Origin of the sequence: Salinimonas marina, from assembly GCF_015644725.1 — a bacterium.
GTDB lineage: Bacteria > Pseudomonadota > Gammaproteobacteria > Enterobacterales > Alteromonadaceae > Alteromonas.
Window position 1 is genome coordinate 511,477 of record NZ_CP064795.1, and the last position, 14,427, is coordinate 525,903.

12 protein-coding genes and 1 pseudogene are annotated in these 14,427 nt (G+C 52.2%); 11 read left to right on the forward strand and 2 right to left on the reverse strand.

Annotation, left to right across the window (positions count from 1 at the left end; genetic code table 11):
* Positions 1-168: 168 nt before the first annotated feature.
* Positions 169-539 (forward strand): annotated as a pseudogene (locus IT774_RS02255) (PH domain-containing protein).
* 88 nt (positions 540-627) lie between these two features.
* On the opposite strand, the gene IT774_RS02260 reads toward IT774_RS02255, so the two are convergent.
* Entirely contained in the window at positions 628-2,838 is a 2,211-nt protein-coding gene (locus IT774_RS02260; protein WP_195811152.1) for a S9 family peptidase, read from the reverse strand.
* A gap of 55 nt (positions 2,839-2,893) precedes the next feature.
* Between IT774_RS02260 and IT774_RS02265 the strand changes: the two genes are divergently transcribed.
* From IT774_RS02265 to IT774_RS02300, 10 genes are all read left to right on the forward strand, one after another.
* Positions 2,894-3,523, forward strand: a complete 630-nt coding sequence (locus IT774_RS02265; RefSeq protein ID WP_195811153.1) for an NAD-dependent epimerase/dehydratase family protein — start codon at positions 2,894-2,896, stop codon at positions 3,521-3,523.
* 2 nt (positions 3,524-3,525) lie between these two features.
* A complete protein-coding gene (locus IT774_RS02270; RefSeq protein WP_195811154.1) occupies positions 3,526-4,284 on the forward strand; it encodes a tRNA1(Val) (adenine(37)-N6)-methyltransferase in 759 nt (252 codons plus the stop codon).
* A 76-nt stretch (positions 4,285-4,360) separates the two neighbouring features.
* On the forward strand, positions 4,361-4,882 hold the full coding sequence (locus tag IT774_RS02275; protein ID WP_195811155.1) for a YgjV family protein: 522 nt from the start codon (positions 4,361-4,363) through the stop codon (positions 4,880-4,882).
* A 114-nt stretch (positions 4,883-4,996) separates the two neighbouring features.
* The gene (locus tag IT774_RS02280) at positions 4,997-5,482 is read left to right on the forward strand and encodes a hypothetical protein (RefSeq protein WP_195811156.1); all 486 of its coding nucleotides are present in this window, start codon (positions 4,997-4,999) and stop codon (positions 5,480-5,482) included.
* A gap of 1 nt (position 5,483) precedes the next feature.
* The gene (locus IT774_RS17215) at positions 5,484-6,119 is read left to right on the forward strand and encodes a hypothetical protein (protein WP_232365089.1); all 636 of its coding nucleotides are present in this window, start codon (positions 5,484-5,486) and stop codon (positions 6,117-6,119) included.
* 8 nt (positions 6,120-6,127) lie between these two features.
* Complete coding sequence (locus tag IT774_RS17220) at positions 6,128-7,414, forward strand: glycosyltransferase family 2 protein (protein WP_232365090.1); 1,287 nt, start codon at positions 6,128-6,130, stop codon at positions 7,412-7,414.
* Positions 7,411-7,689 (forward strand): hypothetical protein, encoded by a 279-nt coding sequence (locus IT774_RS17225; RefSeq protein ID WP_232365091.1) that lies wholly within the window; start codon positions 7,411-7,413, stop codon positions 7,687-7,689. Before IT774_RS17220 ends, IT774_RS17225 begins: the two co-directional genes overlap by 4 nt.
* Before the next feature lie 36 nt (positions 7,690-7,725).
* On the forward strand, positions 7,726-9,957 hold the full coding sequence (locus IT774_RS02290; protein ID WP_269749784.1) for a cellulose biosynthesis cyclic di-GMP-binding regulatory protein BcsB: 2,232 nt from the start codon (positions 7,726-7,728) through the stop codon (positions 9,955-9,957).
* Positions 9,957-10,988: a glycosyl hydrolase family 8 gene (locus IT774_RS02295; protein WP_195811158.1), complete on the forward strand. Its 1,032-nt coding sequence runs from the start codon at positions 9,957-9,959 to the stop codon at positions 10,986-10,988. The genes IT774_RS02290 and IT774_RS02295 overlap by 1 nt, the downstream gene beginning before the upstream one ends.
* A complete protein-coding gene (locus IT774_RS02300) occupies positions 10,985-13,345 on the forward strand; it encodes a cellulose synthase subunit BcsC-related outer membrane protein (protein WP_195811159.1) in 2,361 nt (786 codons plus the stop codon). Before IT774_RS02295 ends, IT774_RS02300 begins: the two co-directional genes overlap by 4 nt.
* On the opposite strand, the gene IT774_RS02305 is transcribed toward IT774_RS02300, so the two are convergent.
* A complete protein-coding gene (locus IT774_RS02305) occupies positions 13,325-14,344 on the reverse strand; it encodes a choice-of-anchor A family protein (RefSeq protein ID WP_195811160.1) in 1,020 nt (339 codons plus the stop codon). The two genes, IT774_RS02300 and IT774_RS02305, sit on opposite strands and share 21 nt — an antisense overlap.
* Positions 14,345-14,427 lie beyond the last annotated feature (83 nt).

Sequence of the window (14,427 nt, forward strand, 5' to 3'; positions counted from 1 at the left end):
GGTTCCCGGGAACGGTGCAACCAGGCTGACCGGCGGCATACCCCCACGGTGAGTTGCTGTTATCGGCATAAGCCATATGTTGCAACTCTGCTGGGTAAATAACATACTAACCGTACTGAGGATTCACACAAGCGCCCGCCAGGGTGCATAAGGCAGAAGGACAAAGTTATGGGATTATTAGACACCCTTATGGGCAATGCCAGCGAGGTTGATGTAGAAGAAGTACGGGAACAGCTGGAACCGATCATCGGCGATAGTGAACAAATTACCACTGCCTACCGGCTGATTCGCGACCTGATTGTATTTACTTCGGCGCGAGTCATACTTATCGACAAGCAGGGATTAAGCGGACGTAAGGTGAACTACCTGTCTATTCCGTACAAATCCATTACCCAGTTTAGTGTGGAAACCGCCGGACATTTTGATACCGATTCGGAGCTGAGGATCTGGGTGTCGGGCAGGATGAGCCCCAAAAGGTAGAGCTTGGGAAGTCGGCTGCCGTAGGGGTCCAGAAAATGCTGGCTAACATGCTGTTTTAATCTGCCCTGGAACCACAAGAAAGGGGGCCAGATGTGGCCCCCTTTTTATACCCGCTGACACGTGCTAAATAGCATGGTCACTTTGCACTTATTTTTCTATCTGTAAGCTGCGATTGAAAAAGTTAGTGATGGTTTTATACAGGTGGATCCCGGTTTGTTTACCGCGAATACTGTGTTTTTTGCCTGGATAATCCATGGTTTCAAACACAATGGCTTCATCCTGCAGATGTTTGTATAAACGAGTACTGTGGGTAAACAGCACATTGTCATCGGCCATACCATGATAAATCAGTAAATCTCCTTTAAGATCTTTGGCATAAGGAAATACCGATGCATCGGTGTAGGCCTGGTCATCCGTTTTAGGGTTGCCCATATACCGTTCAGTATAATGGGTGTCATACAACCGCCAGTCGGTAACCGGCGCCCCGGATACGCCAGCTTTGAAATATTCTGGCGCCTGAAACATTGCCATTAGCGTCATATAGCCACCATAGCTGTGGCCATGCACCCCAATGCGCTCACCATCTACATACGGCAGGCTTTGCAGGAATTTGGCACCGGCGACCTGATCGTCAACTTCAATAGAGCCCATTTTTTTGTAGATAGGATCTTCAAAGCCTTTACCCCGGTAGTTTGAGCCGCGGTTATCGACCGTAAATACCACATAACCCTGGTTTACCCAGTACTGCAGCAACAGGCTCCGGTTGCCGCCCCAGCGGTTGGTGACCATTTGGGCATGGGGGCCACCGTAAAGATACACAATCGCAGGGTGCTTTTTATCGGTATTTTGTGGCTTGTACAAGCGATAGTACAGGGTGGCATTATCTTCGGTTTGCAGCGTACCGAACTCAGGCTCGTGCCAGTTTTTCAGGTATGGTGTTAAAGGATGATTGTCATCCAGCTTGTTTTCTTCCAGCCAGGTAATCTGTTTACCATCGGCCTGATGCAGACTTACCTGGGGCGGGCGGTTCGCAGTGGAAAACTGATCAACATAGATTGAGGCGTCGGAGGCAAAACTCACAGAGTGGTAACCATCACGGCTAGAGATACGCTCTACCTTCTCGCCCTGCAGGTTCACCTTATACAGATGGCTTTCCAATGGCGTGTCTTTGCGGCCGCTGAAATACACCAGACCTTTGGCTTCATCAATAGCTTCAATATCATCGACTACCCAGTCGCCGGACGTCAGCTGTCTGACCAGGCTGCCATCATTGTTGAACAGGTACAGGTGTTTGAATCCGTCGCGTTCAGAGGTCCAAATAAACTGTTCAGAGTCATCCAGAAAGGTAAGATCGTCGTGCAGGTTTACCCAGGTGTCGCTGGTTTCTTTTAATAACACCGTCTGCTGTTGGGTGGTAATATTATACGCCTTTAGCTCAAGGGTCTGCTGGTCACGGGTCTGCCACTGATAAGTCAGTGTTTTGCTATGCGGCATCCAGTCTGCGCGAGCCAGATAAATGTCCTTATTTTCGCCTAAATCAACCCACCGACGCTCACCGGACTCAATATTCTGGACCGCCAGGGAAATGTCCACATTGGGGGTGCCCGCTTTAGGATAGCGCTGCTCAATCATTTTGATGTCGTCAGCATAAATTTCTGAGCGGGTGATGATATCCACCGGGCTTTCATCGACTTTGGTAAACGCGATATGGCTTTCATCGGGCGCCCACCAGTAACCGGTCATCCGACCCATTTCTTCCTGGGCGACAAATTCCGCCATCCCCATTTTAATCGCATCGCCACCTTCGGTGGTAATGGCTTTCTCTTCGCCGGTTTCGATATTCTTTACGAACAGATTCTGGTCGCGGATAAATGAGATGAAATTACCCTGGGGAGAAAGCCGGATATCGGTTTCAAAGGCTTCGGTATCCAGCAGTTGCTTAGCGCCTTTTTGCCCCAGCTTGTGAAAATACACATCGCCACCCAAGGGGAATAATAACGCTGAACCGTCTTTAGAAAACTGATAACTGACGATGCCGGTGCCGGATAAACGCATGCGTTCGCGTCGGGCTTTTTCTTCGTCAGATAATTCCTGCTCTTCAGATGCCAGCTCAGCTGAGTCGAACAACATGCGGGTTTGGCCAGACTCGATGTGGTATTCCCATAAATCAAGTTGTTCGTAGTCCGACTCCTTACCTTTCAAAAAAGTCACTCGCTGTCCGTCCGGCGATACTTTAAGATTACGTGGCGCGTTGCCATCTAATGAAGGTGAGTCAAATATTCGTTCGATAGTGAGGGTTTTCGCCGTAACGGCGTTGCTGAGCATCATAAAGGCTCCAATCATTAACGCTTTTTTCATTATTATCTACGCTCTACGCTGTGATAGTTATCTGTAGTTAAAAGGATGACACAAGGTGACAGGCAATAAAACCGCTTTAATATTAGGGGCCACCGGCCTGGTAGGTCAGGCGCTCGTCCGGCAGCTGTTAACCGATGCGCGCTATAGCCGCGTTATCTGTTTACTGCGACGCCCGATGCCTGCCGCTGTGTTTGACGATCCTGACAGAAAACTGCAGCCCATGGTCATTGATTTCGGCCAGTTGCAGGATTATGAGGGTTATTTCACTGTTAACCATGTGTATTGTTGTCTTGGAACGACTTTGAAACAGGCGGGCACCAAAGCCGCATTTCGCAAAGTAGATTTTGAGTACATTCATATCGCCGCTCAGCTGACCCGCGCGCAGCGTTGCGATAGCTTTGTGTGGATCTCCAGTGTGGGGGCCAACGCCCGCAGCAAAAATTTTTACCTTAGGGTAAAAGGCGAGCTGGAAAATGCCATCATGCGTATGCCGCTATTACACCATGCAACAGCGGTACGCCCGTCGCTGCTGTTAGGAGCCCGCCATGCCACCCGGCCACTGGAAGATCTTGGTCAGAAACTGGCACCGGTACTGCGCAAAGTGCTGGTGGGTAAATTACGTAAATACCGGCCAGCTTATGCCAGCGAGGTAGCAGCAAAAATGATTCTGCAGCAACGGTTTTAAGCATGGCCAAAGGATTTCAGTGTAAGCAGTTTTTTGTCGGCCATGAGCACTGTGCGATGAAGGTCAGTACCGATGCCCTGGTGTTAGGCAGCTGGGCGCCGGTCGCCCAGGTCCATAACGCATTGGATATCGGCTGTGGTAGTGGCATTTTGAGCTTGATGTTGCGTCAACGGCTGCCTGATGCGGCGACGGTCACCGGCTTAGATGTGGATGCCGGTGCGGTGCGCCAAAGCCGTGATAATGTCGCAGGTAGCCCCTGGCCACGGGGAATCCATATTAAGCATTGCGCGCTGCACCAGTTTACCTCTGTCCATCGCTACGATTTGATCATCTGTAATCCGCCCTATTTTAGCCAGGCCGGGGTCGGACAGCGAACTCATCTGGCCCAGACAAAGGCGCGTCAACGTGCGCGGCACGATGACGCGTTAGCGCCTGCGGAACTGTTTAGCTGGGTCGCCGAAAAGCTTACCCCAGCGGGCCATTGCTGCTGCTTGTACCCGGCCACCCGGTTTAACGAAATTGTTCAGCTGGCGGCCCGGCATCATTTGCGCTTACAGCAGGCACTGATGCTGCACCATCGCGAGGGTAAGCCTGCGCACGCTGTGGCCTTACAATTTAGCGCGGTTCCAGCAGGGGGTAATGATCATGTACCTGAAGTTGCCATGGCCGATTGTGTAACACCTTTGTATATTCGTGATAGCAACAATCAATATACTGCTGCTTACAAAAGCTTGTGTCAGCCGTTTTATCTGGCATTTTGATTTCGCCTGACAGCAACCGATTTCGGGATTTTAAGCGTATTAGCGGTTATCAATTTTATTAACCGACCAGACCACAATGACAGATTGGGTGGCAGAAGCCTTTGGCGCCGTCGCGCTGGTATTTAATTTTATTGGCTATCGCCAAAATGATGCGAATCATTACAGGGCACTATCTGCAATAGCTTTGCTGAGTGTAAGTGTTCACTTTTTTATGCTGGAGGCAATGGCTGCCGGGGTCGGCTGTCTGATGGCCAGTGTCCGCAATGTGGTCGCATTGAAATACCGGAGCCGGGCCATCCTGTATTTTTTTGTGGCCCTGAATATCGCATTTTTGCTGCTGGAATGGTTTATTCTTGAGCACGGGCCCCTCATCTTTGTGGCCTATGCGTCGTCGCTGATTTTTACTATCGGCTCCATTATCTTGCAGGATGCCAAAAATATTCGTCGCTGGTTTGTGCTGGCGGAGTTACTGGGGCTGACTTACGCGGTGCTGGTGGGCAGTATTTTTGGGACCTTGTTCAATATCAGCAATCTGACCAGTATTGCGATGAAGATGTACCAGGCAAACGAACTGCCAAAATTTAGCCGTTCGCGATAGCTAATACCAAAGTATACAAAGCGTATTGTTTCGGATAACCGTGTATTTTCTAAGCAATTTATTGCCGCGCCCGGGTTGCCTACAATAAGAATCTCATAGTTTGAGATTCTCGCGATGTTTTCCAAAGAAAGTGCAGCTCCATCCCTTCCAGCCAGCCACGATAAGGTTACCCCCTTATTCGGGCGCGAACGGGTACGCCTGCATGATGGCCAGCCCAGCACTCACAGTCTGCAGTTACGCTGGAATAGCCGTTTGCGTAAACTGCTGAATGCCGAGCAACAAATGCACAGGGCGCAGCGCTTGCGTGCGCTCACTTACGCGATTATAGTGGCCTGCACATTGGTTTTAGGATTTTCATTGTATTTGGCACCAGTGGCAGCTGCATGGGTATTTGTGCTTGAAGCAACCGCGCTGATGATTGGCCTGGTAATATTGCCATACGCCGTACTACGCAGTAAGGAATGTCGGCGACACAGGGACACACTTTCGCGCAAGTTTTACGAAAGTAATCACGAAGTCGAATACACCGACGATGCGTTAGTGTTAATCGATCGCAGTACCTATACAGCCGTGACAAGGGTGCCTCTGACGGAACTCTGATTTGGAAAATACCCAATCAGGAAGACGCTGGTTTCTGAGCTATAACGGTTTCTTTCTTTGTTGTTTGTTGTTGTTAGGCGGCGCTCTGGCCGCGCCCATGGATGCCCTGGCACAGTTAGTTGTGGCTGGTTGTATTCTGGTGTTCATCTACTTTGCCAGTCATGAAGCCGCTGCCTTAAAACAATATCGGGTTTTTTTCCGGGTACTGGCGGTGTTGTTAGGCCTTGCACTTACCGTGCGCTACATTTTGTGGCGGGGCATGTACACCCTTAATGCGGCCGACTGGTTATCTCTGGCTGCAGCCTGGCTGTTGTTTCTGGCAGAGCTCTATGCCGCCCTGACCCATGTGATCAGCTGTGTGGTGAATATTTTTCCGTTAAGCCGCCCTGAACGCAGCCTGAAAAACTATAGCGAACCACAACTTCCCACCGTAGATGTGTTTATCCCCACCTATAACGAAGATCCCGAGATTTTACAGGTTACGCTGCGAGCGGCGTTGCAAATGCATTATCCGGCGCATAAGTTACACGTACATTTATTAGATGATGGGGGACCGAACAAAAGCGCCAGCAACACGATGTGGTTGCCGCCCGGCGGGCCCGCCACCGGCATGAACAGCTTCAGCGATTATGCCTGAAGCTTGGTGTGCGCTATCACACCCGGGCGCAGAACCTGCACGCCAAGGCCGGCAATATCAACAGTGCGCTGCCGCACACCGATGGCGAGCTTATCGTGATCCTGGATGCCGACCATGTCCCCACTGCCGATTTTCTGGATAAAACGGTGCCCTGGCTTATTGATAAAGAGAAAGTGTTTTTGGTGCAAACTCCGCACTTTATGGCCAACCCCGATCCGGTAGAGCGTAATTATTTTTCGGCCTTCACCCGGATGCCATCCGAAAACGATATGTTTTACGGCACAATTCAAAAAGGCCTGGATTTCTGGAACGCTTCTTTTTTCTGTGGATCGGCAGCGGTGCTGCGCCGGGCCCACCTGGAAAAGGTCAATGGCTTGTCAGGCGAATCGGTTACCGAAGATGCCGAAACCGCCTACGATCTGCATGCCATGGGGTATGAGTCGGTGTATGTAAACCGGCCAATGGTAAGTGGCCTGGCGCCTGAAACCCTGCATGCGTTTGTCACCCAGCGAATGCGCTGGGCCCAGGGCATGACCCAGATTTTACTGCTAAAAAAACCGTACCGCGGCGCCGGGTTATCGTGGTCGCAGCGCTTTGGATACCTGAGTTCTATTTTATTCTGGTTGTTTCCTTTTGCCCGGATAATCTTTTTGCTGATGCCGTTGACCTATCTTATTTTCGGGCTCCAGATTTATCATGCTTCATTGCAGGAAATTGTGGCCTATACGGTGCCTCATGTTATTGCCACCTATCAGCTGTCGACCCTATTGTTCGGGCGAACCCGTTGGCCCCTAGTCTCCGAATTGTATGAAATATTGCAATGTACTTTCACCCTGCGGGCGCTGGTAAAAGTGTTTAAAAACCCTCGCGCGCCTTCTTTTGTCGTCACCCCCAAAGGCGAAAGTCTGGTTCAGCAATATATTTCCCCGTTAGCCAATATATTTTATGGTTTGATTGTACTGGTGATTACCGGGATTATAGTGGGGTTACATAGGGTGTCTGCCGAGCCGTTAACCCGCGATCTGACCGTGGTGGTGCTGTTGTGGAATACCTTTAACTTATTGTTGTTGTTCAGTGTGCTCAGTGTGCTGATAGAGCAGCGACAAATTCGGGGCCAGGCGCGTTTGCCGGCCACTGATGACATCACGCTACGGGATGAACACGGCCGGGCCTGGGTAGGTAATATGCTGGATCTGTCATTAGGGGGGGTAAAGCCCAAATTCATGCCCGCCATCAGACATTACCCGAGCAGGTGCAATTGCTTAGCTGGTCGAGTTCGCTGCAGCGCAATGTGACGATTCCGTGCCGGGTACTGTTTCATGATCCCGCCGCAGGGGTGGTGCGCTTTTGTTTTCTGCGTACCAGTGAAGTTGTTCGCAACGAGATTGTGGCGTTCACCATGGGCGATAGCCGCCGATGGCAAAGTTTTCAGCGACGGCGTACCCGGCCTATCTCATATTTATACGGGGTGCGTCATGTCTTGCGGGTAAGCCTGCGGCCCGTTTTCAAGCATTTTGTCATGCAGCTACAGGCGCTGTGGCAGCAATGGGTTATAACAAAGGGAAAATAACATGCTATACCGAGTTGGTTTGTTTTTGCTGGGGTTGTGTTGTTTGGCGATAGTCAGGCGGCCACAACCTCAACCACAGCGTTAAGCCAATATTCTGCAATGCCTGACATATTACGATTGCAGGGCAAGCGTGATGAAGCCACATTATCGATTCCACTGGCGGGACGGCAACAGGTACAAAGTGCCTCACTCAAGCTCGCCCTGGTGAGTTCGGCGGCGCTGGTAAAACGCCGCTCTATTTTAAATGTGCGTTTTAACAATGCGACCATCGGGCAGATTATGTTTGATCCGGAACGTCCGCAGCTGTCCTCAAAGGTGCAGATCCCGCCCCAGCTATGGCGCCAAGGTTTCAATACTCTGACCTTTGCTGCCAGTCATCATTATGCGAGTCAGTGCGTGGACGGGGGCGCCCCGGAATTGTGGAGTGAAATTGATTTACAGCGCTCCAGCCTGACGGTGACCAGCGAGCGTTCGGTTCAGACCGCCCGGCTGCAGGATTTGGCCGGCTATTTTGGACCGGGTATTGGCGCGCAGCGCCAGGTAATGCTTATCAGTGCTGAGCAGGCAGCTCCCGGAGTGGTATCGCATGCGCTGCCACTGGTGGCACAGGCGCTGGCGCTACGCAGTCAGTATGCGCCTTTAAAAGTTCAGCATCAGGCCCTCTCGCCGCAAACCTCTTTGCCGGTGCTGCCGGCAACTCAGCAGTGGACCGAAAAACTCACAGAGCAATATTATCAAAGCAGCTGGTATCTGAATCAAACCGCTGGTCAGGAGCTGCATGTGTTGGTCGGGGTAAAGGATACCTTGGCTAAATACCTCGACAAACCGATTCAGCAGAAAATCAACGGGCCCTTTATCGGTATTGAACAAACCCGGCCTTTCACCCTGGAAGAGGGTACCCGTATTGGCGCCAGCCCCCGCCTGATAGTGTCCGGACGGACTCCCGAGGAGGTGCAGCAGGCGGCCAGAACCCTGGGCATCATGGACGATGCGCTAAATCCGGATCGCAGTATTGTGGTGACCGGTGATACCTCAGGCCCCGCGTTGTCTGCTGGCAATGTACTTAAGCCTGACAATACCTATACCTTTGCGCAGATTGGTTATAATGATGTGGTTTTTCGGGGAGAAAATAAGTTCCAAAAGGCCTATGAACTGCGTCTGCCCGCCGACTTTTATGTTCCTGAAAGTGCCAGTGTGAAACTTGAGCTGGACTTTGCCTATGGCGCCGCGGTGGGACCCGGCTCGATGATGAATATCATGGTAAATGATGAACTGGTTCATGGCCGGCCACTAAGTAATCCGAATGGTGAGGCCTATCGGGGCTATCAGCTCATTGTGCCGGCGCGCTACCTCCAGGGCGGCAAAAATACCATCGATTTTGAGGTGACCATGCGTGCCCCTCTGACCGGCCAGGCCTGTGATGAGGTCGGCGGAAATCATATGCTGTTTCAACTGCAAAGCAGTTCAGCGATAACCCTGCCAGAGGCCGGGAGTGTGGTGACCCAGCCCAGTCTGACCTTATTTAAGGAAACCGCCTATCCGTTTGCACAGACCACAGATAGCCATGCCAATGGCATTTATATGACCAGCCACCAAATGACAGGGGCTGGCCTCACGCTGGCGGGCAAACTGGCCCAAACTGCCGGCGCGGTGATCCCTGATTTATTTTTGTCTTATGAAACAGCGCAGACCTTGTCAGGGAATGCCTTTGTCCTGACCACGCCGGAACAATTGCCGGCGGATTTGGCGACCGGGTACGGCGCCTCGCTCAGTGCCACCAAACAATGGCCCTACAAAATGCAAAATGCGCTGCATAACCGTATTCATAAATTAACCGGCTCAGCCAACCAGGAGATCCTGCAGCTAAGCGGCACTACCAGTCAGCAAAGTACGCTGGGTGAGATGGGCGTGCTAAGCGCTTTGCAGAATCCACGCACCGATTCCACTGGTAGCCTGTATATTGTGGCGGCGCAAACCCCGGAAATTCTGACACAGCGGGTTTACGATTTGGTCAGTCTGAGCTTGTGGGGCCAGATGGCCGGCGACTTTTTCAGCTGGCAGGATGCGCAGCAACCGCTGGTGGCGATGCAGGTGGCCCAACAGTTTGAGCTGGGCGAGCCAGATAATCGCTGGCTGGAACTGCGTTTATGGTTATCTAATAACCCCTGGTACTGGTTGCTGGCGGTAGCGGCACTTATACTTTTATGCACCACGGTAGCGGTGATGCTCTTGCGGCGGCGCAATCAGGCCGTAACGGAAGACTGGTAATGCGGACCTGTTATATCGTCGTATTGGTAGTTGCAGGGATGCTGCTTAGTGCGTGTCAGGAGTTACGCGAACCCACCGCGTTTGAAAATGACTGGCAGCAGTATGTTGAGCAATTCTATCGTGAAGGTCGGATTGTGGATACCGGCAACGATTTTGTTTCGCACAGCGAGGGTCAGGGCTATGGTATGTTGTTTGCCGTGCAGGCTGGGGACCAAAAGCGTTTTGATGCGATGTGGCAATGGACCCGGCAGACGCTGCAGCGCGAAGACCATTTATTTAGCTGGCGTTACCGGCCTTGTCCCCAGCAAAGTGCGGCGTGTATTGATGATACCAATAATGCTTCAGACGGTGATATTTTAATCGCATGGGCATTATTGCGTGCCAGTAAAATGTGGGAAGTTGAGCAATACCGTGTGCAGGCGCTGCGCATTATAAACAGTATCGAAGAGCAACTGCTGGTCAATGCCCATGGGTATACGGTGTTACTGCCCGGGGTGGAAGGATTCACCCGGCCGGGGGCGGTGCAGTTGAATCTTTCTTACTGGGTATTCCCGGCATTTGAGGCATTTTATACACTTACTGATAACCCGGTATGGCAAGATCTGATTCGCTCAGGACATGAATTATTGACCCGTGTGGCCAGCCAGCCGCCAAGCTTACCCGGCGATTGGATGTGGTTGAGTGAGCAGGAGCTGACGGTGGAAGGGGCGGTGAATCAGCAATACGGCTTTAATGCTTGTCGAATTCCTTTGCATTTAACCTGGCAGAAAACCTCTGATCCTGCTTTGCTAAAACCTTATCTGGATTTTTGGAAGCGCTACAAAGTGGTACCGGCGACAGTGAATTTGATCAATGGGGAGATTGCAGATTATCGCTGGAGTGAGGGCATGCAGGCAATTGCCCAGGTGGTCTATTTCAGAACCGGTCAACAACAGGAGATGCCGCTGTTGCATCCTGGGCCCGAGACCGACTACTTTTCTGCCAGCCTCATTATGCTAAGTCAGCTGAATCTGGCAGAAGGTACGTTATGATGCGGGCGGTCATCTGCCTGATGGTGCTGGGTATCAGCACACTCCCCTGTGCGGGCCAGGTGGTGACCGATTATGCAACCACTGATGTTGCGCTTCCCAAAGGGCAGGCTGAGCAACCAGACACTACGGGCGTATGGTTTCATATTCAGCAACAGCAGCGCCGCCTAGCCGCGGCCGAATTTCAGCGATTACAACAGGTATATCCTGAGTGGCAGCCCTCGCCAGCTCTGCGCACCGCCCTGGAACAAATGCCGCTTCCCACGGCTTCACCACCAACATCACCGGCTAAGCTGCAGACAGCCACGATGCACGAGGGCGCAACCAAATCCCAGACCCGGCAATTATTCTGGCGTCTTAGCAAGTGGTCTGAAGCTCAGCGAAAAACCGCCTCTGAGGACACGCTTGCAAGTGCAGCGCGGTTAGCGGCCGCAGCTGGCGAGCCCGAATATCATGTGTTGCTGGGCTGGATATACTATGCCAGAAACCAGTATCAGCAAGCCTTCACCCAATTTGAACGGGCGCGGACTTCGGGTTCACCATCAGTAAAGACGACATCACCCGGCGACGGTATCATCGCCAGTGTTACGGCACTCACCCGCCAGGCATTAACCAACGATAATCTGCCAGCGGTGAAGCAGTGGCAGACCCGCTATCCGGATCTTGGCCTGGATAAGCTTATCGACAACTCAGCATGGCAGGCTTATGAGCAGCAGAACTTTCAGGCCGCGATGTCACGTTTCGAATTAACGCATAATCTGTATGGCCAGGTGCTAACCCTGACACAAACCCGGCAACCCGCCAAAGCCCTGGCTGTAGCTTGTGCGTACCCCCAGGCGCCCCGGCTAACCCAATTTTGCACTGATCAATTATCTATGCAGCAAGCCGCGCTGTATAACGCTAAAAATTACCCCGGCAGTCTGCATAAAGCCCGGGCAATTGCCACAAGACGCACGTTAACCCCGGCCGAAGCAGAACTGCAAGGATGGGCACAACTGGCCACCGGGCAATATGATGCTGCCCAACACGTGTTTAATGGATTATTGCGCCGGGATCCGACCAACCGGGTATATGCCCAGGGATTACTGCAATCGCTGAAATCCTATGCCAGCCATATGCTGTTTGCCGAGCTTTATCCCGCCGTCGCCAGTCTGGTTAAGCAACAAGCGGCCGGTAACGCCTGGCAGCGTAAACAATTCTGGCAGGCGCGGGAGCTTGAGCATCCGGTTGCCCGGCAGGCAATTAGTGCCCAACCCCTGACCCTGTTTGCCGGTCTCACCAGCCATAATCGCAGTGGCGCAGCGGGGCTGGGTCATTTAGATCGTCTTGACAGTTATATTGGTATCAGCGACACCCTGGCAGACTGGCAATGGCAGCTGCAACTTAACTATCAGCAGCTTTACAGTGGCGCCCCTGCGACCGGAAGCTGGTTTGGTGACGGGCAGGTTCAAGACAGCTTTACCAGTCTGACCGGCTTTGAAGATGTCGGCCTTACTGGCAGCGCTAAATACGAGACCGACAATGCCACTTACTATGCTCAGCTTGGGTATACCCTGCTCGATCAGCCGGTTAACGCCCGCCCGAACGGGCAGCTGGGCGGGGTCTGGTTAGCCCCTGACCACACCCTGGGTGTCACTGTTTATCATCAGCCCGTGGCGCAAAGCTTACTCAGCCTGGGCTCCAACTATTTCCAAACCCGCACCGAAGCCTGGGGCGCGGTATATAAAACCGGATTGCGAGGCTTGTTTTCCCGGGTGATCATGCCCCAATGGGCCCTGTCACTTAGCACAGTAGCGGACCGGTATGCCGGCACCCGGGTCATTGATAATAACCATTTTGGGCTGCGCGTGGAGGTAAGCAAAGCCATCCAGATTGACTCGGATATCCCGCTGGATTTTGTCCGCGCAGGGCCTTATGTGAGCTGGGAAGGCTTTGAGCACAATGCCGGTGATTTTACGCGAGGGCAGGGCGGCTATTTTAGTCCGGACAGCCTGTTTGCAAGCGGGGTCAGTGCGGCAATACTCACCGGTGAAGGCCGGCTATGGCAAATGAAAGGGGAGGTAAGCGTGGGCTATAGCTGGATCCACGAATCGGGCTATCGGCGCTTCGCACTTACCGAAACCGGCCCTGAAGTAGAGGCCAGGCAGCGGTCCGGTATCAGCGGCCAAATGACGCTACAGGCTCAGTGGCAACTGTCTCGCCAGCTGGTATTAACCGGTTTTGTGGGCCGAAATTTTGCGGTGGAGTATCAGGCCACCCAGGCCGGATTACAACTACGCTGGCAGCCGGCCGGAGCGGCGGGGCTGACCAGCGATACCCTGATCCTTGAAGATCCCGCCTTAAGCGGCTTTGCGTTTTAACCAGCGACGCCAGCCCAGACCGGCCAGCGCCGCCATCATTACGGCCCACGTGCCTGGCTCACTGACATCAACAAAGTCGCCAAACCGGTAATCATTCACCTGGCCGGTTTGTTCGCCGTCGGGCGTCTGTAAATTACCCACAATAAAATGACCGTCAATATGGCCATTGTAGAACGTGGTGTCGGCCAATGGCGCTAAAATACTGCCCTTAAAGCCTACGCCATGCAGTAATAACTCAGTAGCATCCACAAAATTGAACAGCAGGTTGTTGGTAACCCGTCCTGTATGGCGACCAGCAGGACCATCTTCAGGCCGGTTGTCGGTTATTTTCGAGCCATCCGCATAATGAAAGCCGGTGTTGAACAATTCAACGGATTCACCATAAACATTGATAATATTGTAGCTGGTGGACGGCACATCAAAGATCAGGCTTTTGTTGGGAGAAGAAAAGTCCGCCGCATCAATAGAAAAAATATTGATATCAGCATCACCGGTGAGGGTTAAATCCCAGATGGTGGTGCCATCGCCGTTTATCTGCACCTTGGAAGTGGCTTCATACTGACCCCAGAGCTCAGATTTAGCCAGCAACTGCGTATTCGTGCCAGCAAAATCAAAACTGCTATCTGCATAGAACTGATGGGTATTGTTAAACTCGCCCTCATCATATAAACCAACGCTATCGTCAATATCAATCGTGCCGCCGGCAGTAGCGTCGCCATGGTAAATACGGGCGTCACGTACGGTGGCATCCTGGCCTACCACCAGTACCGGCTGTGTGGCATTTTCAGGCAATTGCAGGCCAATGCCATAGTCTTTGATATCCACATTGCCAGCCACCGCCAGGCGGCCTTCAACATCGGAATTGCGACCATGCATATCCTGTAAGATATAAGCATTAAAGTTGGCGGCATCACCCAGATAAAAAGGGGCGGCGGTCAGCGGTAGTGATACCGAGCAGGCCAGCAGACCCGCCACTATTCCTGTTTTGCGTAGCTTCATGATAATTCCTTTATACATTGGCAAATTTCAGGCGCGGTAAACACCGACATACCAATTCAGGCAGAGATACTTTTAAAGTATTG